Origin of the sequence: Streptomyces sp. TLI_053, assembly GCF_900105395.1 — a bacterium.
Taxonomy (GTDB): domain Bacteria; phylum Actinomycetota; class Actinomycetes; order Streptomycetales; family Streptomycetaceae; genus Kitasatospora.
In genome coordinates this window covers 6,268,545-6,290,620 of record NZ_LT629775.1, presented here as the reverse complement: position 1 = coordinate 6,290,620, position 22,076 = coordinate 6,268,545, and the positions used below count along the sequence as shown (strand labels likewise).

The 22,076-nt window shown below is 73.8% G+C and carries 16 protein-coding genes; 8 read left to right on the top strand and 8 right to left on the bottom strand.

The features are described 5' to 3' along the window. Window positions 1–16: 16 nt before the first annotated feature. Window positions 17–1,246 (bottom strand): radical SAM family heme chaperone HemW, encoded by a 1,230-nt coding sequence (gene hemW, locus BLU95_RS25970; protein WP_093862097.1) that lies wholly within the window; start codon window positions 1,244–1,246, stop codon window positions 17–19. 81 nt (window positions 1,247–1,327) lie between these two features. Beyond that, complete coding sequence (locus BLU95_RS25965; protein ID WP_093862096.1) at window positions 1,328–3,250, bottom strand: AMP-dependent synthetase/ligase; 1,923 nt, start codon at window positions 3,248–3,250, stop codon at window positions 1,328–1,330. A 371-nt stretch (window positions 3,251–3,621) separates the two neighbouring features. On the opposite strand from BLU95_RS25965, the gene BLU95_RS25960 reads away from it, so the two are divergent. The 4 genes from BLU95_RS25960 (at window position 3,622) to BLU95_RS25940 (ending at window position 9,907) form a co-directional block, all read left to right on the top strand. After that, entirely contained in the window at window positions 3,622–5,355 is a 1,734-nt protein-coding gene (locus tag BLU95_RS25960) for an ABC transporter ATP-binding protein (protein WP_093862095.1), read from the top strand. A gap of 248 nt (window positions 5,356–5,603) precedes the next feature. Continuing rightward, complete coding sequence (locus tag BLU95_RS25950; RefSeq protein ID WP_093862093.1) at window positions 5,604–7,502, top strand: ABC transporter ATP-binding protein; 1,899 nt, start codon at window positions 5,604–5,606, stop codon at window positions 7,500–7,502. 160 nt (window positions 7,503–7,662) lie between these two features. Then, window positions 7,663–8,712: an RNA polymerase sigma factor SigJ gene (gene sigJ, locus BLU95_RS25945; protein WP_093862092.1), complete on the top strand. Its 1,050-nt coding sequence runs from the start codon at window positions 7,663–7,665 to the stop codon at window positions 8,710–8,712. A 127-nt stretch (window positions 8,713–8,839) separates the two neighbouring features. Continuing rightward, window positions 8,840–9,907 carry an NAD(P)/FAD-dependent oxidoreductase gene (locus BLU95_RS25940; protein ID WP_093862091.1) on the top strand — a complete coding sequence of 356 codons (1,068 nt, stop codon included), beginning with the start codon at window positions 8,840–8,842 and terminating at the stop codon, window positions 9,905–9,907. A gap of 166 nt (window positions 9,908–10,073) precedes the next feature. On the opposite strand, the gene lepA is transcribed toward BLU95_RS25940, so the two are convergent. After that, window positions 10,074–11,945, bottom strand: coding sequence for a translation elongation factor 4 (gene lepA, locus BLU95_RS25935; RefSeq protein ID WP_093862090.1), 1,872 nt, complete (start codon window positions 11,943–11,945; stop codon window positions 10,074–10,076). A gap of 292 nt (window positions 11,946–12,237) precedes the next feature. On the opposite strand from lepA, the gene BLU95_RS25930 reads away from it, so the two are divergent. The 3 genes from BLU95_RS25930 to BLU95_RS25920 all read left to right on the top strand — a co-directional run bounded on the left by BLU95_RS25930 (window position 12,238) and on the right by BLU95_RS25920 (window position 14,263). Next, a complete protein-coding gene (locus tag BLU95_RS25930; protein ID WP_093862089.1) occupies window positions 12,238–12,543 on the top strand; it encodes an antibiotic biosynthesis monooxygenase family protein in 306 nt (101 codons plus the stop codon). Between the two features lie 215 nt (window positions 12,544–12,758). After that, entirely contained in the window at window positions 12,759–13,028 is a 270-nt protein-coding gene (rpsT, locus tag BLU95_RS25925; RefSeq protein WP_030309778.1) for a 30S ribosomal protein S20, read from the top strand. Between the two features lie 536 nt (window positions 13,029–13,564). Then, the gene (locus BLU95_RS25920) at window positions 13,565–14,263 is read left to right on the top strand and encodes a hypothetical protein (protein ID WP_093862088.1); all 699 of its coding nucleotides are present in this window, start codon (window positions 13,565–13,567) and stop codon (window positions 14,261–14,263) included. A gap of 54 nt (window positions 14,264–14,317) precedes the next feature. On the opposite strand, the gene holA is transcribed toward BLU95_RS25920, so the two are convergent. Next, window positions 14,318–15,319 (bottom strand): DNA polymerase III subunit delta, encoded by a 1,002-nt coding sequence (gene holA / locus BLU95_RS25915; protein WP_093862087.1) that lies wholly within the window; start codon window positions 15,317–15,319, stop codon window positions 14,318–14,320. Between the two features lie 186 nt (window positions 15,320–15,505). Here holA and BLU95_RS25910 point away from each other — a divergent pair, with 186 nt between their 5' ends. Then, window positions 15,506–15,742: a hypothetical protein gene (locus BLU95_RS25910; RefSeq protein WP_093865131.1), complete on the top strand. Its 237-nt coding sequence runs from the start codon at window positions 15,506–15,508 to the stop codon at window positions 15,740–15,742. A gap of 371 nt (window positions 15,743–16,113) precedes the next feature. On the opposite strand, the gene BLU95_RS25905 is transcribed toward BLU95_RS25910, so the two are convergent. The 4 genes from BLU95_RS25905 to BLU95_RS25890 all read right to left on the bottom strand — a co-directional run bounded on the left by BLU95_RS25905 (window position 16,114) and on the right by BLU95_RS25890 (window position 21,882). Further along, window positions 16,114–18,813: a ComEC/Rec2 family competence protein gene (locus BLU95_RS25905; protein WP_093862086.1), complete on the bottom strand. Its 2,700-nt coding sequence runs from the start codon at window positions 18,811–18,813 to the stop codon at window positions 16,114–16,116. A 133-nt stretch (window positions 18,814–18,946) separates the two neighbouring features. After that, window positions 18,947–19,987: a ComEA family DNA-binding protein gene (locus BLU95_RS44360; RefSeq protein ID WP_231977783.1), complete on the bottom strand. Its 1,041-nt coding sequence runs from the start codon at window positions 19,985–19,987 to the stop codon at window positions 18,947–18,949. Between the two features lie 167 nt (window positions 19,988–20,154). Beyond that, window positions 20,155–21,000, bottom strand: a complete 846-nt coding sequence (locus BLU95_RS25895) for a DegV family protein (protein ID WP_093862085.1) — start codon at window positions 20,998–21,000, stop codon at window positions 20,155–20,157. Between the two features lie 51 nt (window positions 21,001–21,051). After that, window positions 21,052–21,882 carry a hypothetical protein gene (locus BLU95_RS25890; RefSeq protein WP_093862084.1) on the bottom strand — a complete coding sequence of 277 codons (831 nt, stop codon included), beginning with the start codon at window positions 21,880–21,882 and terminating at the stop codon, window positions 21,052–21,054. Window positions 21,883–22,076 lie beyond the last annotated feature (194 nt).

Here is a 22,076-nt window from a genome sequence, read left to right as displayed (position 1 = left end):
ACCACGTTAACGAGTCTCAGTCCACCAGGTCACGTACCACCCCGTCGGCCAGCAGGCGGCCCCGGAGGGTGAGGGCGGCGCGGCCGTCGGCCCAGGGCTCCGGGGCGAGGAGGCCGTCGGCCAGGTGCTGCCGGGCGGCCTTCAGACCGGTCTCCGTGAGCAGGTCCAGCGGGATGCCCTCGGCCAGACGCAGCTCCAGCAGGATCCGCTCGACCCGGCGGTCCTCAGCGGCGAGGCGTTCGCGGCCCTGGGCGGGGGTGCGGCCCTCGGCGAGGGCGCGGGCGTAGGCGGCGGGGTGCTTGGCGTTCCACCAGCGGACGCCGCCGACGTGGCTGTGCGCGCCGGGGCCGGCGCCCCACCAGTCGCCGCCGGTCCAGTACAGCTCGTTGTGGCGGCAGCGGCCCTCGGGGGTGGTGGACCAGTTGGAGACCTCGTACCAGGAGTAGCCGGCCGCGGTCAGCGCCTCCTCGGCGATCAGGTAGCGGTCGGCGTGCACGTCGTCGTCGATCATCGGCAGTTCGCCGCGCCCGACCCGGGCGGCCAGCCGGGTGCCCTCCTCGACGATCAGCGAGTAGGCGGAGACGTGGTCCGGGCCCGCGCCGATCGCGGCGGCCAGGGAGGCCCGCCAGTCGTCGTCGGACTCGCCGGGGGTGCCGTAGATGAGGTCGAGGTTGACGTGCTCGAAGCCCGCCGCGCGCGCCTCGGCGACGCAGGCCTCGGGGCGGCCGGGGGTGTGGTGGCGGTCGAGCAGCTGCAGCACGTGCGGGCGGGCCGACTGCATGCCGAAGGAGATCCGGTTGTAGCCGCCCTCGCGCAGCTCCGCCAGGTACGCCGGGTCCACGGACTCCGGGTTCGCCTCGGTGGTGACCTCGGCCCCCTCGGCGAGCCCGAACTCCTCGCGGATCGCGGCGAGCATCCGCACCAGGTCGCGGGCGGGCAGCAGGGTCGGGGTGCCGCCGCCCAGGAAGACGGTGCGCACCGGCGGGGCGGCGTCGCCGAGCACCCGTCGGGCCAGCCGGACCTCGGCGACCACGTTGTCCGCGTAGGTCTCCTGGGAGGCGACCGTGCCGGAGGAGCGCAGCTCGGTGGCGGTGTAGGTGTTGAAGTCGCAGTAGCCGCAGCGGCTGGCGCAGTACGGCACGTGCAGGTAGAAGCCGAACGGACGCGAGCCCAGCCCGTCGAGGGCGTGCGCGGGCAGGGAGCCGTCGGACGGTACCGGTTCACCGTCGGGGAGTGCGGAGGGCATGACCCCATTGTCCCGTACGGCCGGAGTGATCCCCCCGGGCCGTACGGGACGGCGTGAGCACGCGGCACAGCCGGGCCGGGCTCAGGCCTCGTTGGCGCCCGCGTACATCGCGGTGACCGCGTCCGCGTAGGTCCGCTCGACCACCGGGCGCTTGATCTTCAGGCTCGGGGTGAGCTCGCCGTGCTCGACGTCCAGGTCGCGCGGCAGCAGGTGGAACCGCTTGATCGTCTGCCAGCGCTGCAGCGAGCCGTTCAGCCGCCGGACGAAGCCCTCGATCAGCTCGTGGGTCCGCGGGTCGGCCGTCACCTCGGCGTACGAGCTTCCGGCCATCCCGTGCTCGGCGGCCCACGGCATGATCACGGCCTCGTCCAGGCCGATCAGCGCGGTGCAGAAGTTGCGGCCGTTGCCGATCACCAGGATGTTGCTGACGAACGGGCAGACCGCCTTGAACTTGCCCTCCACCTCGCTCGGCGCGACGTACTTGCCGCCGGAGGTCTTGAACAGGTCCTTCTTGCGGTCGGTGATCCGCAGGAAGCCGTCCGGGGACAGCTCGCCGATGTCCTCGGTGTGGAACCAGCCGTCCGACTCCAGCACCTCGGCGGTCTTCTCCGGCAGGTTGTGGTAGCCGCGCATCACCCCGGGACCGCGCAGCAGGATCTCGCCGTCCTCGGCGATCCGCACCTCGGTGCCCGGCAGCGGACGGCCCACCGTGCCGACCCGGATGTCCTCGGCCCGGTTGACGCAGGACCCGGCGCTGGTCTCGGACAGGCCGTAGCCCTCCAGGATCGGCACGCCCGCGCCGACGAAGAAGTAGCCGATCTCGGGCGCCAGCGCGGCACTGCCGGACACCGCCCCGCGCAGCCGGCCGCCGAACGCGGCCCGGATCTTCGAGTACACCAGCCGGTCGGCGAGCGCGTGCTTCAGCCGCAGCCCCAGCGGGGCGGTGCCGACCCCGGTCGCCACCCGGCTCTCCTGCACCGCGCGGGCGTGGGCGCGGGCCGTGCCGGCCGCCCACAGGAAGATCTTGTACTTGGCGCCGCCCTCGGCCCTGGCCTTGCCGGCGATGCCGTTGTAGACCTTCTCGAAGATCCGCGGCGCCGAGGCCATCACGGTCGGCCGGATCACCGGCAGGTTGTGGATGATCCGGTCCACCCGGCCGTCCAGCGCCATCACGTGGCCGGTGGCGATCTGCCCCGAGATCAGGGTCTTGCCGAACACGTGCGACAGCGGCAGCCACATGAACTGCACGTCGTCGGCGGCCAGCAGCCCGCTGGCCTCCTGGGCCCGCCCCTCGTACGCCCAGCAGTCGTGCACCAGCCGCACGCCCTTGGGGCGGCCGGTGGTGCCGGAGGTGTAGATCAGGGTCGCCAGCTGCTCCTTGTCGAGCGCGGCGACCGCCTTCTCGACCGCGTCCGGGTGCGCGGCCAGGTGCTCGGCGCCGAGCACCTCCAGCGCGGCGAAGGAGAGCACCCTCAGCCGGCCGGCCTCCGGCGGCCCGTCGGGCGCGTCGAAGAGCACCACCGTCTCCAGCGCGGGCAGCCGGTCCAGCTCCGCGACCACCTTGTCCAGCTGGGCGGTGTTCTCGGCGAACATCGCCCGGGAGCCGGAGTCGGAGAGGATGAACGCGGTCTCGTCGGCATTGGTGCTCGGGTAGACGGCCGTGGTGGCCGCGCCCGCGCACATGTTGCCGAGGTCGGCCAGGACCCACTCCAGCCGGGTGGAGGAGGCCAGCGCGACCCGGTCCTCGGCCTCGATGCCCAGCGACAGCAGACCCGCCGCCACCGCGTACACCCGGGTCGCGGCCTGTGCCCAGGTCAGCGACCGCCACTGCTCGGCGCCGGGGGTGCTGTCCGCCGCGTGCTCGTCCACCGGCACCGGGTAGCGGTAGGCCTCACCGCCGGGGGTCAGCGCGACCCGCTCCTGGAACAGATGGGCGACGGAGGTCGGGCGCCCGGCGACGAGGTCGGGACGGCCGGAGTCGATCAGGGACTGCGCGGAACTCAACGAGGACCTCCGGGGGCGGGTGGCCGTCCGATGGACGTGGAGGGACGGGTCTGCGGCTGGGACCGGCACCACGGACGGGACGCGCGGCGGCCGTGGGGGCGGTCGCCGGCCCGCCTGACGCAAACCGGGCCGGTACCAGTGAGTAACAAGAGGGCTGTCAGCAGCCTAGGGGGAAACCGGTCATTCCGTAAGAGGGCGGGCCGAGCTGGCACCCTCCCGAACCATCGGTGCACGGCACCACCCCGCCGCCCGGAACGTTCGGCAAAGAGCCGGACAAAGATCCGGCTCGCTTGCCCGGAATCGGCTGTACGAGCCCTCCGAACAACGAGAATTGGGATGCCAAAGCCGCCGCCGACGACAAGAGTGAGCCAGTGCTGATCAGACTGCTAAGGGCGTATCTCCGCCCCTATTCCCGACCGATCACCCTGCTGGTGCTGCTCCAGCTGGTGTCCACCCTCGGGCTGCTCTACCTGCCCACGCTCAACGCCGACATCATCGACAGCGGCGTGATCAAGGGAGACACCGGCTACATCCTGCAGGTGGGCGCCGTGATGATCGGCGTCACCGTCCTCCAGACCCTCTGCTCGATCTGCGCCGTCTACTACGGGGCCCGCACCGCCATGGCCGTCGGCCGCGACATCCGCGCCGCCGTCTTCGACCGCGTGCAGGGCTTCTCCGCCCGCGAGGTCGGCCAGTTCGGCGCCCCGTCCCTGATCACCCGCACCACCAACGACGTCCAGCAGGTCCAGATGCTGGTCCTGATGTCGTTCACCATGATGGTCGCGGCACCGATCATGTGCGTCGGCGGCATCATCATGGCCCTCAACCAGGACGTGCCGCTCTCCGGCCTGCTGCTGGCCGTCGTCCCCGCCCTCGCGGTCGTGGTCGCCGTGCTCGTGCGCCAGCTCCGCCCGCGCTTCCGCAGCATGCAGGAGAAGATCGACACCGTGAACCGGGTGCTGCGCGAGCAGATCACCGGCATCCGGGTGATCCGCGCCTTCGTCAAGGACGACCACGAGCAGAACCGCTTCGCCGACGCCAACGAGGACCTCACCGGCGTCTCGCTGCAGGTCGGCAAGCTGATGGCCTACCTCTTCCCGAGCGTGATGCTGGTCGTCAACGTCTCCAGCGTCGCCGTCCTGTGGTTCGGCGCCCACCGGATCAACAGCGGCGACATGGAGATCGGCGCGCTCACCGCGTTCCTCTCCTACCTGCTGCAGATCCTGATGAGCGTCATGATGGCCACCTTCATGTTCATGATGGTGCCGCGCGCCGAGGTCTGCGCCGAACGCATCCAGGAAGTGCTCGGCACCGACTCCAGCGTCGTACCGCCCACCGACCCCGTCACCGAGGTGCTGCGCCGCGGCCACCTCGAACTGCGCGAGGTCGACTTCCGCTACCCCGGGGCCGAGGCCTCCGTCCTGCGCGGCATCGACATCACCGCCCGCCCCGGCGAGACCACCGCCGTCATCGGCTCCACCGGCAGCGGCAAGTCCACCCTGCTCGGCCTCGTCCCCCGGCTCTTCGACGTCAGCTCCGGCCAGGTCCTGCTCGGCGGCGTCGACGTCCGGGAACTCGACCCCGGCGCCGTCTCGGACAGCGTCGGACTCGTCCCGCAGAAGCCCTACCTGTTCACCGGCACCGTCGCCAGCAACCTCCGCTACGGCCGGCCCGACGCCACCGACGAGGAGCTCTGGCACGCGCTGGAGATCGCGCAGGCCAAGGAGTTCGTCGAGAAGTTCCCCGAGGGACTCGACGCGCCCATCGCCCAGGGCGGCGGCAACGTCTCCGGCGGCCAGCGCCAGCGCCTGGCCATCGCCCGCACCCTGGTGCGCCGGCCCGACATCTACCTCTTCGACGACTCCTTCTCCGCGCTCGACTACGCCACCGACGCCAAGCTGCGCAAGGCGCTCGCCCGCGAGACCACCGAGGCGACCGTCGTGATCGTGGCCCAGCGCGTCTCCACCATCCGCGACGCCGACCGGATCATCGTCCTCGACGAGGGCTCCGTGGTCGGCACCGGCACCCACGGCGAGCTCATGGCCGGCAACCCGACGTACCGGGAGATCGTGCTCTCCCAGCTCACCGAGCAGGAGGCGGCGTGACCAGCCCCGACAGGCCCGCACCCGGGTCCGGCAACACCCCCGGCGGACGGCCGGGCGGACCGGGCGGCCCCGGTGGACCGGGAGCACCGGGCGGCCCGGGCGGCCCCGGCGGACGTCCGGACTTCGCCAAGGCGCCGGGCGGACGACCCGGCGGGCGGCCCGGCGGACCGGGCGGCCCGGGCGGCGCACCGGCCGGTGACTCCCAGTCCGCCGCCGCGCGCCGCGGCCCCGCCGGACCCGGCCGCTTCATGGGCGGTCAGGGCGCCGAGAAGTCCATGGACTTCAAGACCTCCGGCAAGCGGCTGCTCAAGCTGCTCCGCCCCGAACGCGCCCTGATCGCCGGCGTCCTCGGCCTCGGCGTCCTCAGCATCGGCGCCGCCATCGTCGGCCCCAAGATCCTCGGCCACGCCACGGACCTCATCTTCGCCGGCGTCGTCAGCACCCGCTTCCCGGCCGGCTCCTCCAAGGAGCAGATCGTCGACGCCATGCGCGCCCGCGGCGACGGCGACCTCGCCAACCTGATCTCCTCGGTCGACTTCACCCCCGGCCAGGGCATGGACTTCGACGCCATCGGCGGCGTCCTGCTCTGGGTCCTCGCCATCTACGTCGCCTCCGCCGTCTTCGGCATCGTCCAGGGCCGCCTCGCCGCCCGCGCCATCCAGCGCGTCGGCTACCGGCTGCGCCAGGACACCGAGGCCAAACTCGCCCGGCTGCCGCTCAGCTACTTCGACAAGCAGCCCCGCGGCGAGGTCCTCAGCCGCGTCACCAACGACATCGACAACATCAGCCAGACCATGCAGCAGACCACCGGCCAGGTGATCAACTCGCTGCTCACCGTCGTCGGCGTGCTCGCCATGATGTTCTGGATCTCCTGGCTGCTCGCGCTGATCGCGCTGATCGCCGTCCCGCTGTCCGTCGTGGTCGCCACCCGGGTGGGCAAGCGCGCCCAGCCCCAGTTCGTCCAGCAGTGGCGCTCCACCGGACAGCTCAACGCGCACATCGAGGAGATGTACACCGGCCACACCCTGGTCAAGGTCTTCGGCCGGCAGAAGGAGTCCGCCGAGACCTTCCGCGAGCACAACGAGGCGCTCTACGCCTCCAGCTTCAAGGCCCAGTTCATCTCCGGCATCATCCAGCCCGCGATGATGCTCATCGGCAACCTCCAGTACGTGCTCATCGCCGTCGTCGGCGGTCTGCGGGTGGCCAGCGGCGCCCTGTCCATCGGCGACGTCCAGGCCTTCATCCAGTACTCCCGGCAGTTCAGCCAGCCGCTCACCCAGGTCGCCAGCATGGCCAACCTGGTGCAGTCCGGTGTCGCCTCCGCCGAACGCGTCTTCGAACTCCTCGACTCGGCCGAGCAGACCCCCGAACCGGCCATGCCGGAACGCCCCGACACCCTGCGCGGCCGGGTGGTCTTCCAGGACGTCGCGTTCCGCTACGACCCCGACAAGCCGCTCATCGAGGACCTCTCGCTCAAGGTCGAACCCGGCCAGACCGTCGCCATCGTCGGCCCCACCGGCGCCGGCAAGACCACCATGGTCAACCTGCTGATGCGGTTCTACGAGGTCAGCTCCGGACGGATCACCCTCGACGGCGTCGACATCGCCGCCATGTCCCGCGAGGACCTGCGCTCCGGGATCGGCATGGTCCTCCAGGACACCTGGCTGTTCGGCGGCACCATCGCCGACAACATCGCCTACGGCGCCGAGGGGGCCACCCGCGAGCAGGTCGTCGAGGCCGCCCGGGCCGCCCACGTCGACCGCTTCGTCCGCACCCTGCCGGACGGCTACGACACGGTCATCGACGACGAGGGCACCGGCGTCAGCGCCGGCGAGAAGCAGCTCATCACCATCGCCCGCGCCTTCCTCGCCCAGCCGTCGATCCTGGTCCTCGACGAGGCCACCAGCTCCGTCGACACCCGCACCGAGGTGCTCATCCAGCGGGCCATGGCCCGGCTGCGCACCGGCCGCACCAGCTTCGTCATCGCCCACCGGCTCTCCACCATCCGGGACGCCGACGTGATCCTGGTGATGGAGAACGGCTCCATCGTCGAGCAGGGCGACCACGACGAGCTGATCGCCGCCGACGGGGCCTACGCCCGGCTCTACCAGGCGCAGTTCGCCGAGGCGGTCGCCGAGGTCGAGTAGCACCCCGCCGCGGCCGCGCGTCCTCCGCGCGCGCCGCCCGCTTCCCGTCCCGTCCCGGCGAACCCGGGGCGTCCGGCCCGACGGCCGGACGCCCCGGGTTCCCGCACGTCCGGGCCGTCCCACCCGGCCGCTCCGAAGGGCGGGGCGCTACCGTGGGGCCGTGAGTGACGACCCGTCGGCGAGGAACGCCGCGCCCAGCACCGGCAGCACCGGCCGCAGCAGCACCGGCAGCAGTGCCACCGGCAGCACCCGCCGCAGCAGCACCGGCCGCGGCGGCACCGGCCGCGGCGGCACCGAAGCGGCGCCCGCCGGCCGCACCGCCCCGGACGCCTTCGAGGCCAACCGGCGCTACCTCGGCTCCGTCGCCTACCGGATGCTCGGCTCCTTCACCGACGCCGAGGACGTCCTCCAGGAAGCCTGGCTGCGCTGGCGCGCCGCCGACCGCGCCGACGTCGCCGACCCCCGCGCCTTCCTCACCACCGTCGTCACCCGCCTCTGCTACGACCAGCTCGGCTCGGCCCGCGCCCGCCGCGAGTCCTACTACGGCGAATGGCTGCCCGAACCGTCCGTCTCCTACCAGAGCGGCCCCGCCTCCCCCGCCGAACTCGCCGAACTCGGCGAATCCGTCTCGCTGGCCCTGCTCGCCGTCCTCGAACAGCTCACCCCCGCCGAACGCGCCGCCTTCGTGCTGCACGACGTCTTCGCCGTCGGCTTCGACGAGATCGCCGCCTCCCTCGACCGCAGCCCCGACGCCGCCCGGCAGCTCGCCTCCCGCGCCCGCCGCCGGGTCAAGGACGGCAGCCGCCGGGCCACCGCCGACCCCTCCGAGCACCGGCAGGCCGTCGAGGCCTTCGCCGCCGCCACCGCCCGCGGCGACATCGAGGGCCTGCTCGCCGTCCTCGACCCCGAGGTGGTCTGGCACTCCGACGGCGGCGGCCTCGTCACCGCCGGCGCCCGCCCGGTGTTCGGCGCCGACAAGGTCTCCCGGCTCGTCGCCGGCCTGGTCGCCAAGTGGGGCACCCCCGACACCGTCATCGAGTTCGCGCTGGTCAACGGCGAACCCGGCCTCGTCTGGTACCTGCAGCCGGGCGTGGTCGGCGGCGTGGTCGGCTTCACCGTCGCGGACGGCCGGATCACCTCGGCGTACACCGTGGTCAACCCGGAGAAGCTCACCCACCTCAACCCCGCCACCACCACGCCGGAGGTGTGACGCAGGTCACCGTCACAGTCCGACGGGCTCCGTCGTCCCCCTTCCGAACACGCGGAGAGCGCTCCCCGGGCCACCCCGGGGGCGCCGGGAGGACGCCGCCGACGGCGCCACGAAGGAGCGGGACGACATGACCGAGAAGCAGATCGTCGTACTGGGTGCCGGCTACGCGGGCCTCGCCGCCGCCACCCGCGCCGGAAAGCGCGGGCAGGTCACCCTGATCGCCCCCGAGCAGCGGCTCCTGCACCGCATCCGGCAGCACGAGACCGCCGCCGGGCACCCCGAGCACCGGCCCGCCCTCACCGAGGTGCTGCGCGGACGCGCCGTCCGCCACATCGCGGCCCGCGCCACCGCGATCGACCTCGACGGCCGCAAGATCGTCCTCGACACCGGCGAGGTCGTCGCCTACGACACCCTCGTCCACGCCCTCGGCAGCCGCACCGCCTGGCACGGCGTCCCCGGCGCCGCCGAACACGCCTACCCGGCCGAACGCGCCGCCGGGATCGCCGAACGGCTGCGCACCGCCGACCGCCCCGGCACCGTCGCCGTGGTCGGCGGCGGCGCCACCGGCATCGAGATCGCCGCCGAACTCGGCGAGGCCCACCCCGACTGGACCGTGCGGATCGTCGCCGCCGACCAGGTCGGCGGCTGGTTCTCGGCCAAGGGCCGCGGCCACGTCCACCGGGTGCTGCGCGGGCTCGGGGTCGCGATCCACGAGCACACCGCCGTCACCGCCGTCGACACCGGGGGCCTCACCACCACCGACGGCCGGATCCCCGCCGACCTCGTCGTCTGGGCCGCCTCGATGGAACCGCACCCGCTCGCCGCCGAGGCCGGTCTCGCCGTCACCCCCGCCGGCCGGGCGATCGTCGACGACCACCTGCGGTCGGTCTCGCACCCCGAGGTGTACGTGATCGGCGACGCCGCCGAGGTCACCGTCCCCGGCACCGGCACCCTCCGGATGGGCTGCGCCACCGCCCTGCCGCAGGGCCAGTACCTGGGCAAGGTGCTCGCCGGACGCAGCGACAAGCCGTTCGCCTTCCGCTACGCCGTGCAGTGCCTGAGCCTCGGCCGGCGCGACGGACTGGTCCAGCTGATCCACGGCGACGACTCGATGCGGCCCGGCGCGCTGACCGGGCGGACCGGGCGGCTGGTCAAGGCGGCGATCCTGAAGACCGTGGTGATGTCGCTGCGCTGACGGGCCCGGGCGGCGACGCGGGGACGCGGGCGCCCGGCGACGCGGGCGCCCGGCGACGCGGGCGCCCGGCGACGCGGGCGTCCGGCGACGCGGGCGTCCGGCGACGCACGCGCGAGGGGCCCGGGACGCGGTCTGCGTCCCGGGCCCCTCGTGGTGGCGCCGCGGGCTACTTCTTCTCGCCCTTGGGGGTCTCGGCGTCGGTGGACAGCGCGGCGATGAAGGCCTCCTGCGGGACCTCCACCCGGCCGACCATCTTCATCCGCTTCTTGCCCTCCTTCTGCTTCTCCAGCAGCTTCCGCTTGCGGGAGATGTCACCGCCGTAGCACTTGGCGAGGACGTCCTTGCGGATGGCGCGGACGGTCTCACGGGCGATCACCCGGGAGCCGATCGCGGCCTGGATCGGCACCTCGAACTGCTGGCGCGGGATCAGCTTCTGCAGCTTGCCGGCCATCATCACGCCGTAGCCGTAGGCCTTGTCCTTGTGCACGATCGCGGAGAACGCGTCCACCGCGTCGCCGTGCAGCAGGATGTCGACCTTGACCAGGTCGGCGGTCTGCTCGCCGATGGGCTCGTAGTCGAGGGAGGCGTACCCGCGGGTCTTGGACTTCAGCTGGTCGAAGAAGTCGAAGACGATCTCCGCGAGCGGGAGGGTGTAGCGCAGCTCGACCCGGTCCTCGGACAGGTAGTCCATGCCCTGGAGGTTGCCGCGGCGGGACTGGCACAGCTCCATGATCGCGCCGACGAACTCGTTCGGCGCCAGGATGGTGCCGCGCACGACCGGCTCGTACACCTCGGCGATCTTGCCGGCCGGGAACTCGCTCGGGTTGGTGACGGTGTGCTCGGTGCCGTCCTCCATGATCACCCGGTAGACCACGTTCGGGGCGGTGGAGATGAGGTCGAGGTTGAACTCGCGCTCCAGGCGCTCCCGGATGATCTCCAGGTGCAGCAGGCCGAGGAAGCCGCAGCGGTAGCCGAAGCCGAGCGCGACCGAGGTCTCCGGCTCGTACACCAGCGCCGCGTCGTTCAGCCGCAGCTTGTCCAGGGCGTCGCGCAGCAGCGGGTAGTCCGAGCCGTCCAGCGGGTAGAGGCCGGAGAAGACCATCGGGCGCGGGTCCTTGTAGCCGCCCAGCGCCTCGGTCGCACCCTTGTGCATCGAGGTGATGGTGTCACCGACCTTGGACTGCCGGACGTCCTTCACACCGGTGATGATGTAGCCCACCTCGCCGACGCCCAGGCCGTCGGCGACCTTCGGCTCCGGCGAGATGACGCCGATCTCCAGCAGCTCGTGGGTGGCGCCGGTGGACATCATCGCGATGCGCTCGCGCTTGGTCAGCTGGCCGTCCACGACACGGACGTAGGTGACCACGCCGCGGTAGGAGTCGTACACCGAGTCGAAGATCATCGCGCGGGCCGGGGCGTCCTTGACGCCGACCGGGGCCGGGACGGTGTTGACGATGTGGTCCAGCAGGTCCTCGACACCGAGACCGGTCTTGGCGCTGACCTGGAGCACGTCGGACGGGTCGCAGCCGATGATGTGGGCGATCTCCGCGGCGTACTTCTCCGGCTGCGCGGCCGGCAGGTCGATCTTGTTCAGCACCGGGACGATCGTGAGGTCGTTCTCCAGCGCCAGGTACAGGTTGGCGAGGGTCTGTGCCTCGATGCCCTGGGCCGCGTCGACGACCAGGATGGTGCCCTCGCAGGCCGCGAGGGAGCGCGACACCTCGTACGTGAAGTCCACGTGGCCCGGGGTGTCGATCATGTTGAGGATGTGCGTGTTCCCGGCGTGGGGACCGGTCCTCGGCGCCCACGGGAGACGGACGGCCTGCGACTTGATCGTGATGCCGCGCTCGCGCTCGATGTCCATGCGGTCGAGGTACTGGGCGCGCATCTGCCGCGGGTCGACCACACCGGTGATCTGCAGCATCCGGTCGGCGAGGGTCGACTTGCCGTGGTCGATGTGGGCGATGATGCAGAAGTTGCGGATCAGCGCCGGGTCGGTACGGCTGGGCTCTGGCACATTGCTGGGGGTCGCGGGCACCTTGGTCCGATTCTCCGTTGGTCCGGGGGCCGGGGGTGTCCGGATCATCGCTGACCGGCTTCCCGGGCGACCGGACGGTCGTCCGATCGAGATAGTTCCTCCCATCTTCCCACCTCCCGCGGGCGGACCGCGCGCCACCCGTCGGCTTCGGGCCGCCCGGGGGCCCGCGGGGGCTGCGCCGCGGGGTGACCGCGGGGTGGCTGCGGGGCGCGCCGGCAGGGGGTCGGGGTAGCGGGGCGGCGGGGTGGGGCTGCGGGACGAGGGGCCGGGCGGGGAGGCAGGATGGCGGGCCATGATCCTCGAAAGCGCTCTGCTCGACGTCCTGCCCGGCCAGGAGGAGGAATTCCTCGCCGCCTTCACCGAGGCCCGCCCCCTGATCGCCGGCCGGCCCGGATTCCGCTCGCTGGCCCTGCGCCGCTGCCTGGACGAGGGGCGCGGCTCCCGCTTCCTGCTCCAGGTGGAGTGGGAGAACCTCACCGACCACACCGAGGGGTTCCGCCGCTCCCCCGAGTACCAGCGGTGGCGCGAGCTGCTGCACCACTTCTACCGGCCGTTCCCCGAGGTCGAGCACTACGGCGAGCCGCTCCTGCGGGCCTGACCGGCACCCGGCGCGCGGCCCGCGTCCGCGGTACGTCCACCGCGCGCCCGCGCCGTGCCCGCCCGGTTTGGGCCGGGCCCGCCCGCCCTGGTAGCGTTGGCGGCTGCACCTGGCCCCGGCATGCCCTCTCAGCTGGTCCGAGCGCCGCTGGTGCAGCCCTCCCAGCCTCCGGCCGGGAGACCCCCAGAACCGATTTCACAGACTGAGGCACTTTCGTGGCGAACATCAAGTCCCAGATCAAGCGCAACAAGACCAACGAGAAGGCGCGCCTGCGCAACAAGGCCGTCAAGTCCTCGCTGAAGACCGCTCTGCGCAAGGCCCGTGAGGCCGCTGCCGCCGGCGAGACCGAGAAGGCCACCGAGCTGGCCCGCGCCGCCTCCAAGGCGCTGGACAAGGCCGTGAGCAAGGGCGTCATCCACGCCAACCAGGCCGCCAACAAGAAGTCGGCCATCACCAAGCGCGTCAACACCGCCGTCCAGGCCTGACGCCTCGGGGCCGCACGACGGCCCCACCCCTCGGGACGCCCGGCCCTCTACCCGGAACCCCCGAGGCGCACAACAGACTTCGCACCGCACGCGGCCTGCGTTCGCCACGCGGGTGCGGTGCACAGGGATTGACCGGAAGTACCTGCCCGCAGGACTTCCCGCCACTGCCCGCCCGGTACACACCGGGCGGGCAGTCGGCGTTTCCGGGGCCCGTCCGGGCGGGGGCGGGAACCGGGGCGGGCGGGGGCGGGAACCAGGGCGGCCCGCTCGCCGTCGCTTTCCGGGAACGGTCGCCCGGCCCGGCGGATAGGGTCGGGTCTCCGGCACCCACGTCGCAGGCCCGAGGGGGGCACACATTGGGGACACCGCCGCCGCCGTCATCACCTTCACCGGCACCGTCGCCGTCGCCGCAGAACGGATCCGGTTTCGCCGGCTTCCCGCAGCAGCCGCCGGCTCCCAGCAGCCCGCCCGGCTTCGGCCCGCCACCCGGCCTCCCCAGTGCGCCCGGCGCACCTGGAGCACCTGGAGCACCCACGGTGCCCGGTGCGGCGGCGGTGGCCGGCGCTCCCGCCCCGGGCGGCCGCCGGAGCGGCGGGCTGCGGCGCAACGCGACCTGGGCGTTCGTCGGCGCGATCCTCGCCTCGGCGGTCTGGACCGGCACCGTGCTCGTGGTGCCCGGCCTCGTCGACGACGGGTCCTCGGCGAAGAGCCTCCGCGGCTACCACGCGGTCGACCGGATCTGCGACTCGGGCAAGCTCACGGCGTTCCGCGGCAAGTACAAGATGGTGGACAACTACCCGCTGGAACACGTCGGCCGCACCGACTCCATGGACGTCATGCGCTGCTACGCGCTGATGAAGCGCACCCCGTCCGACAGCGAGACCACCGACTACGCCACCCTCGACATCCGGGCCGAACTGCACCGGACCGTCGACTCCGCTCCGGAGTTCGCCGCCCTGCGGCAGTACTTCGAGCAGCAGAAGTACGAGATCACGCCCGTGCCGGGCCTCGGTGAGGAGGCCTACCTCGCCTACGGCGACGAACCGACCAGCTCGGACAAGACCTTCCACGACATCAACTACTACCTGCAGGTCCGGGACGGCGGCATGACGTACTCGCTGTACTGGACGGACAACTACCAGGTCGGCAAGAACCACACCCTGGACCGGGAGACCGTGCGCAAGGCCATGCTCGACGACACGCGGGACATGCTCAAGGCGATCGGCGGCCCGTAGCCGGGGGCGGGGCCGTAGCCCGGGGGCCGGGGCCGTCGCCGGGCCCCGGCGGGCTCAGTACGAGGGCTGCCGGGAACCGGCCCTGGCGGCCCTCGCCACCGCGACCACCGCGCGCTCGAGGGCGAAGGCCGGGTCGTCGGAGCCGCCCTTGACGGCGGCGTCCGCCTGCGCGATCGCCGTCAGCGCCACGGCCACGCCGTCGCCCGTCCAACCGCGCATCTGCTGGCGGACCCGCTCCACCTTCCACGGCGGCATGCCCAGCTCACGGGCCAGGTCGCCCGGGCGCATGTTGCGCCCGGCCGTCGCCAGCCGCCCGATGCTCCGCACGCCGGACGCCAGCGCGTAGGTGATACCGGTCGGCGGCTGGCCGACCGCCAGGGCCCAGCGCAGGCGCTCCAGCGCCTCGGCGGCCCGGCCGGTGACCGCCAGGTCCGCCACCTCGAAGCCGGTGGCCTCGGCCCGGCCGCTGTAGTAGCGGGCCACCACGGTCTCGTCGATGGTGCCCTCGACATCGGAGGTCAGCTGGCTGCACGCGGCCGCCAGCTCGCGCAGGTCGCTGCCGAGCGCGTCCAGCAGGGCCTGGCAGGCCTCCTGCGTCGCCGATCGGCCGAGGGTGCGGAACTCACCCTTCACGAAGGTCAGCCGCTCGCCCGCCTTGGCGAGCTTGGCGCAGGCCACCTCGCGGCCGCCGGCCTTTCGGCCCGCGTCCAGCAGGCCCTTGCCCTTGGCACCGCCCGCGTGCACCAACACCATGATCACTTCTTCGGCGGGGGCCTCGATGTACGCCTTGACCTCCTTCACGGAGTCGGCGGAGAGGTCCTGCGCGGCCCGGACCACGATGACCTTGCGCTCGGCGAAGAGCGAGGGGGTGGTGAGCTCGGCCAGGCTGCCGGGCTGAAGGCCCCCGGGCGGGAGGTCCCGCACGTCGGTGTCCGGGTCGGCGGCCTTCGCCGCGGCCACCACCTGCGCCACCGCGCGGTCCAGCAGCAGCTCCTCCTGGCCGACCGCGAGGGTCAGCGGGGCGAGCAGGTCGTCGGGTGCACTCTTCCTGGCCATCGCCTACCAGCATCCCACGGGGCACGGACAGCTCCGGCCGCCCTGGAGAATGGACGGGTGACCGAACACTCCACCACCGAGCCCGTGGCCGAGCCCACTGCCGATCCCAGCGCCGAGTCCGTTGCCGGCGACGCGGCCGCGGGCGCAACCGACGTGCCGGACGACTTCGACCCGCACGCCCGGCAGCTGCTCGTCCTGCCCGACCGCGATGCCGCCGAGGAGGCCGCCGAGGAGCTCGGCGCCGACCATCCCGACCTCGACGAGCCGGAGATCGTCCGGGACGCCCTCGCCGGGGAGGACGACGCCGAGGACGCCCAGTGGCTGGTGGTCGTGGAACCCCCCGAGCACGGCTGGACCCCGGCCCTCCTCCAGGCCCTCGACACCGTCGCCGCCTCCCACGACGGCTGGCGCGAGCAGCACTGACCCGTCCCCTCGGGTGGGGCACCTCGCGTGGGAAGTCGGCCGGGCCGACTTCCCACGCGAGGTGCTCGGTGCTCCTGGTGCGTCGGCCCGCTCCGGTTCGTCCCTCCCCGTTGCGCTCCGGGCGGGCCCGGAGCGCAACGGGATGCCTTCTCCTGGCCTCGGCCGGAGGGGCCCGCGGTCCGGCCGGGCCTGGCCCGGCCGCATCTGCTCTCCTCTCGCCGGCTGCCTGTCCTCGCCGGGCCCGAGCGCGCCGCTCGGGCCCGGCGGGAAGAATCGTTTCTGCTGGGCCCGCCCCCGCCCCTCCTCCCCAACCCCGACCCCCGATTTCCCACCCCCACTCTCGGGGTCGGGGAGGAAGGCGGTGGTGGACGTCACCCGGGCGGCGCGCGGGGGCCGTGGCCCCCGCGCGCCGCCTGCGCGGTGCCGGGCGCTGCCGCCCGGGTGGAGCGGGGCCCGGACCGGCCGTGGCCGGGGCGGTCCCCGCGCGGGTGGACGGAGGCACCGAGGTCGCCCGGGCCGGCACCGGTCACGGCGATGTCGCCCGCCCGGTCCGTACGCAGCACCGTGGCGCCCAGAGCCCTCAGCCGGTCCACCGTCCGCGGCGACGGATGACCGTACGGATTGCCCTCCCCGCAGGAGATCAGAGCCAGCCGAGGGCTCAATGCCCCGATCAGGGACCAGTCCTGATAGGCCGAGCCGTGGTGCGCCACCTTCATCACGTCCACCTCGTCCTCCTTCCCGGCCACCCTCAGCCGGCTCAGCAGCGCTTCCTGGGCCGGCGGCTCCAGGTCGCCCAACAGGACGAAACGCAGACCTCCCGCCACCGCCACCCTCAGCACGACACTCGCGTTGTTGGGACCCGACACCACCGCGGACTCCTCTCCGTCCGGCCACAGCACCTCCCACGACACCCCCGGCCCCGCCGACCGGCGCTCCCCCGGAGCGGCCCGTACCAACGGGACCCCGGCCCGCGCCACCCAGTCCGCGACCCGGGCGGCCTCGCCCGGCGGATCGTCCACCGCCGTGCCCTCCACCACCCCGACCCTCCGGCCGCGCAGTACTCCCGGCAGCCCCTCGACGTGGTCCGCGTGGAAGTGTGTCGCCAGGAAGAGCGGCACCCGGTCGATCCCGAGATCACGCAGACAGCGGTCGGCCTCCTGCGGATCCGGCCCCGCGTCCACCACCACCGCGCTGTCCGGCGGTCCCCCGCCCTCGGGCGGCACCGGCAGCACCACCATGTCGCCCTGCCCCACGTCGCACATGACCAGCCGCCAGCCGGGCGGCGGCCAGCCGGTCGCGATCCGGGCCAGCGGCGGTGGCCGCAGCAGCACTGCCAGCAGGACCAGCAGCAGCGCTCCGGTCACCACCGGACGGGTCCATCCGCCCGGGGAGCGCCATCGGCGGGGCCCGGGCGGGCGCCGGGGCAGCAGCAACGGAACCGTCCAGCACAGTGCGGCCGTGCCGACGGCGAGGCTCACCGTGCCGAACCACCCGACCGGCCAGGACAGTCGGCCACCGGGCAGTTCGGCGCCGTGTCGCGCCACCGAGGCCAGCCAGCCGGTCGGCACGGCGGCGGGCTCGGCGAGGAGCCGGGCCAGTGCCGGAGACACCGGGTCGGCGGTCAGGACCGCGAAGCCGAGCAGCGTGGCCGGGGCCACCGCCAGTTCGGCCAGCAGATTGCACGGGATCCCGACCAGGCTGACGTGTCCGGAGAGGAGCACCGTCACCGGCGCGCAGAGCGCCTGGGCCGCGGCCGTCGCACCGACCGCGCCCGCGAGGTGCCGCGGCCAGCCCCGTGCCCGGAGGGCGTCCGCCCAACGCGGGCCGAGCACCAGCAGCCCGGCTGTGGCGAGCACCGACAGCAGGAAGCCGAGGGAGCGGGCCAGGTACGGGTCGAGGAGGACCAGCAGCAGCACGGTGCCGGCCAGCGCCGGCACCGCCCGGCGCGGACGGCCGGTGGCCAGCGCCAGCAGGCCGATCAGGCCGGTACCGGCCGCCCTGAGCACGCTGGGCTCGGGGCGGCAGATCGTGACGAAGGCCAGGATCACGGCCGCCCCCACCAGGGCCGTGGTTCGCAGCGGGATCCCGAGCAGGGCGGCGAGTCCGCGTCGCTCGGCAGTCCCGGCACGACCCGGGGCGCCGAGCAGCACCCCCAGCACGATCGCGAGATTGGCCCCGCTGACGGCCACCAGGTGGGTCAGGTCGGTGTCCCGGAACGCCTCCCGGAGGTCGTCCGGCAGCCGGGAGGTGTCGCCCACGACGAGGCCCGGGAGCAGTCCGCGCTCGTCCGGCGGCAGGCCGTCGGTGGCCGAGCGCAGGCCCGACCGGAGCCGCCCGGCGACCCGCTGCGGGAGGCTCGGCGGCGCCGACACGCGCGGCTCGCCGTGCGCGATCAGCAGCGCCGCCGACTCGTGGTCGCCCTCCCCCGGTGGCCGGACGGTCACCTCGGCCACCAGCCGGGCCGACGGCAGCAGCGGCTCCCAGGCGGCCACGTCCTCGCCGCGCACCAGGACGGTGACGGGTGTGCGGGTCCGGACGATGTGCGGACCCGGTTCGCCCTCCGGCAGGCCGTCCGGGACGGTGACGCGGTCCACGACCGCCTCCACGGTGAGCAGGCTCTGCCCGGCACCGGACCCTGCGCTTCGGGAGACCCGGACCCGTGGGTCCCCGGTGATGGTGAGGTCGACGCCCACGTCCGGGACCGGGCCGCCGGAGCGGGCCAGTTCGGGCAGCGGCCCACGGCGCAGATCGGCAGTGTGCAGGAGGGTGGCGGCCGCAGCAGCGGCGGCCGTGAGCAGGACGACCGCCGCGGTCACGGCGACCGGACGGCTCCCGGCCGGTCCGGTGAGCGCCCGGATCCCGAGAACGAGGAGGAACAGCCCGAGAAGTGCCGCCGCGCCCGCCGCCACCGCGAGGGCCGCGCCGTAACCGGCCCCGGGCCCGAGGACCCCGACGGTCACCGCCCAGGCGGCCCCGGCGGGCAGCAGCAGTCGAAGGTCCCCCGGTCGAGGTCCGGTGGAGGGACCGTTGACGGGCTCCGTGTCGGGGGTGGGGGCGTGGACGGTGGCCATGACGGCACCTCCTTTCGTCGGGCCGGAGAGGCGATGGGACGGAGAGGCGATGGGACGGAGAGGCGAGAGGGGACGGGGCACGCGGGCACGCGGGACGCGGGGAAGCCGTCGCACAACAGTGGCGAACGACCCGTCAGAGGGTGAGCAGCGGCCGGAGTTCCGCGTAGGTGTGCTCGCCCACTCCGCTCACCTGGCGGAGTTGGTCGAGCGAGCGGAAGGCGCCGCCGTGGGAGGAGCGGAAGGCGATGATGCGCTGGGCGAGGGTCGGGCCGACACCGGGAAGCGTGTCGAGCTGCTCGAGCGTCGCGCGGTTCAGGCTGACCGGCTGCTTCGACGGCCCGGCCGGGGGCGGTCCCGGACCCGCTCCTGCGGCCGGCTGGGGGCCCGGCTCACCGACGAGGATCTGTTCGCCGTCCGCCAGGACCCGGGCCAGGTTGAGGTTCCTGGTGTCCGCCCCCGGCAGCGGTCCGCCCGCCACCCTCAGCGCGTCCGCCACCCTGGATCCGTTCGGCAGGGTGTGGACGCCCGGGGTGGCGACCCGGCCGCCGATGTCGACCACCACGGCGGCGGGAGCCCCATCGCCGGTGCCGTCTCCCAGGGGTACCGGCCCTCCGCCGGACGGACTCGTGCCCGAGGTCCCGGTCGGCGCCACCGGGCCGACGGCGACCGTCGGCACCTCGACCGGTTGCGGCCGGGCGAGCCAGAAGTGCTGGACGCCGTAGCCGACGGCGAGCAGCAGGAGAACGAGCAGGCCGACCGCCGCCCGGCGTTCGAGCATCAGTGGATGCTCCGCTGGCAACGGCGGCACCGGCGGACCTGGCGGCACCGCACCCGCCACCGGGTCCGAGGGGCTCGGTTCACCGCCTTCGGCCCCGGCGCCCGGCGGCACGCCCTCGGAGACTCCGCCGGCGAACGGCCCGCCCGACCCGCCCCCGGGCCCGCCCTCGGTCGGCCCCTCGGAGGCGCCGCCTCGCGGTCCGCCTCGCGGTCCACCGCGCGGTCCGTCGTGCGGACCGCCGTCGCCCCGGCCCGGCGGCGAGGCCGCGTACACCGAGGGCTCGCTGTCCGGCAGGTCGGCCGCCGCCGGCAGCAGGGCCACCATCCGCAGCCGGGCGGTCTCGTTGGCCCGACGGATCTCGTGGCGCTTGCGTGCGCCGATGCGCAGGTTCGTCATGCGGAGCACGGTAGGAAGCGGCCGAGAAGCGCGCGGATTTTACGGAAAGCCTGTGGATAACCCGGGGGTTGTGGACAGTCGAGCACACCCTCAGGAGTGAGAAGGGCCGACCGGCGTTGACATTCGGGCCGCCGCAGCCACCGCAGCCACCCCGGCCCCGGCCGGACTCACCGGGGTGAGACCACCACCGCCAGCAGCCCCGGCCCGACATGCGCGCCGATCACCGCGCCCACCTCGGCCACGTACAGTTCGCGCAGCCCCGGAATCCGCCCGCGCAGCCGCTCCGCCAGCGGCTCGGCCCGGTCCTCCGCCGCCAGGTGGTGGACCGCGATGTCGACCTCCCGTTCCCCCGCCCGCTCGACCGCGATCTCCTCCAGCCGGGCGATCGCCCGGGCCGACGTGCGCACCTTCTCCAGCGGCTCGATCCGCCCCCCGGCCAGGTGCAGCAGCGGCTTCACCGCCAGCGCCGAACCCAGCAGTGCCCGCGCGGCGCCGATCCGACCGCCCCGGCGCAGGTACTCCAGCGTGTCGACGTAGAAGAAACCGCCGGTCCCGGCGGTCCGGCGCACGACGGCCGCCGCCGCCTCGTCGAGCTCCTGCCCGGCCTCGATCGCCTCGGCCGCCGCCAGCACCCCGTACCCGAGCGCCATGCCGACCAGCCGGCTGTCCACCACCCGCACCGGAACGGGCGACTCGGCGGCCGCCAGCCGGGCGGCCTCCACCGTCCCGGACAGCTCGCCGGAGATGTGGACCGAGACGATGCCTCGCGCGCCGCTCTCGGCGGCCGCCCGGTAGGCGGCCGAGAAGGCTTCCGGGTTGGGTCGCGAGGTGGTCACCCGGTGCTTGCCGCGCAGTGCCTCGGCCACGTCCTTCGGGGAGATCTCGACGCCCTCCGCGCGCACCTCGTCGCCGACCGCGACGCTCAGCGGGACGATGGTGATCCGGTGCCGGTCGACGGCCTGCTGCGGCAGGTAGGCGGTGGAGTCGGTGACAAGTGCGAGGTCGGCGGGCATGAGGCGGAGGTTACTCCCAGCTCGGGCCGGTCGGCAGCATCCGGAGGCCGCTCAGCCGGCCGAGGGGCCGGTGGTCGGCTTCCGCAGCCGCTGCGCCAGCTTGGTCACCGGATCGGTGAGGCCGAGGAGCTCCTCGGCGCTGGGCCGGCCCCGTCCGTCCGTGAGCCCACGGCGGGCGCCGCCCGTCTCCCGTGCCGCCCCCGGAGCCCCCGCGGCGGCCGCGCCGACACCAAGGTCGCCCGGGACCGAAGCCGAAGCCGAAACCCCCGGAGCAGAAGCCCCCGGAGCAGAAGCCGACGCGGCGGACCCCGCCCCCGCACCCCCCGGCACGGTGTCCCAGTGCCGCAGCGCCCCCGCCTCGTCCTCGCACTCCCGGCTCAGCCGCCCCAGCTCGTCGGCCGCGAACCGGTGCATCCGGTCCTGCGCCGCCCACCGCATGGTCTCCGCCGAGTGCGTGATCCGCTCCGCCCGCTCGCGCAGCTCGGGCAGCTTCGCCGCGACCCGTCCGGTGTCCGGTTCGCGCTCCAGCATCCGCAGTTCGCCGTCCAGCTCCGCCGCGTGGGCGTCCAGCCGACCCAGCAGCGCGAGCGCCTCGCCGAGCTGGCCGTCCTGGCCGACGGCGCCCTCGAGGACCCGCCGGGTGCCGTCCAGCGAGGTCCGCAGGCCCAGCCGGACGGCGGAGATCTGCCCCTGCGGACCGGTCTGGGTGTAGGACTTCGCCTTGAGCGTGACGTTCTCCACGGCCCGTCGGGCCTTGGCCTCCTGGCGTTCCACCTTCTCGCCGACCGCCCGGGCCGCCTTGATCAGGCCGATGACGACGAGCACCACCACCCCGAGCCCGAGGAGCAGGGCGACTCCGAGCAACACGCCGAGAATCTCCATCACACGCCGCCTTCCACCAGCCGAACCGGCCCCCACCGGGCCCAACGCGGGCCGGCCCACCGAGGGTTCCACCGTAGCCCCGGGACCGGCCGGGCGGGCCACCGTTCGGGGGTGCCGGGCCCGAGTTCAGGGAAAGGTTCAGGGACGCATCGGGGGGAACCCCGACGTCCACCGGCCCCCGGAAGCCCCGCGGC

Bases quoted from the DNA above. Each gene is read 5' to 3' on its own strand.
- hemW (WP_093862097.1), bottom strand. From the start codon at position 1,246: ATGCCCTCCGCACTCCCCGACGGTGAACCGGTACCGTCCGACGGCTCC.
- BLU95_RS25950 (WP_093862093.1), top strand. From the start codon at position 5,604: ATGGGCGGTCAGGGCGCCGAGAAGTCCATGGACTTCAAGACCTCCGGC.
- BLU95_RS25940 (WP_093862091.1), top strand. From the start codon at position 8,840: ATGACCGAGAAGCAGATCGTCGTACTGGGTGCCGGCTACGCGGGCCTC.
- BLU95_RS25930 (WP_093862089.1), top strand. From the start codon at position 12,238: ATGATCCTCGAAAGCGCTCTGCTCGACGTCCTGCCCGGCCAGGAGGAG.
- holA (WP_093862087.1), bottom strand. From the start codon at position 15,319: ATGGCCAGGAAGAGTGCACCCGACGACCTGCTCGCCCCGCTGACCCTC.
- BLU95_RS25905 (WP_093862086.1), bottom strand. From the start codon at position 18,813: ATGGCCACCGTCCACGCCCCCACCCCCGACACGGAGCCCGTCAACGGT.
- BLU95_RS44360 (WP_231977783.1), bottom strand. From the start codon at position 19,987: ATGACGAACCTGCGCATCGGCGCACGCAAGCGCCACGAGATCCGTCGG.
- BLU95_RS25895 (WP_093862085.1), bottom strand. From the start codon at position 21,000: ATGCCCGCCGACCTCGCACTTGTCACCGACTCCACCGCCTACCTGCCG.
- BLU95_RS25890 (WP_093862084.1), bottom strand. From the start codon at position 21,882: ATGGAGATTCTCGGCGTGTTGCTCGGAGTCGCCCTGCTCCTCGGGCTC.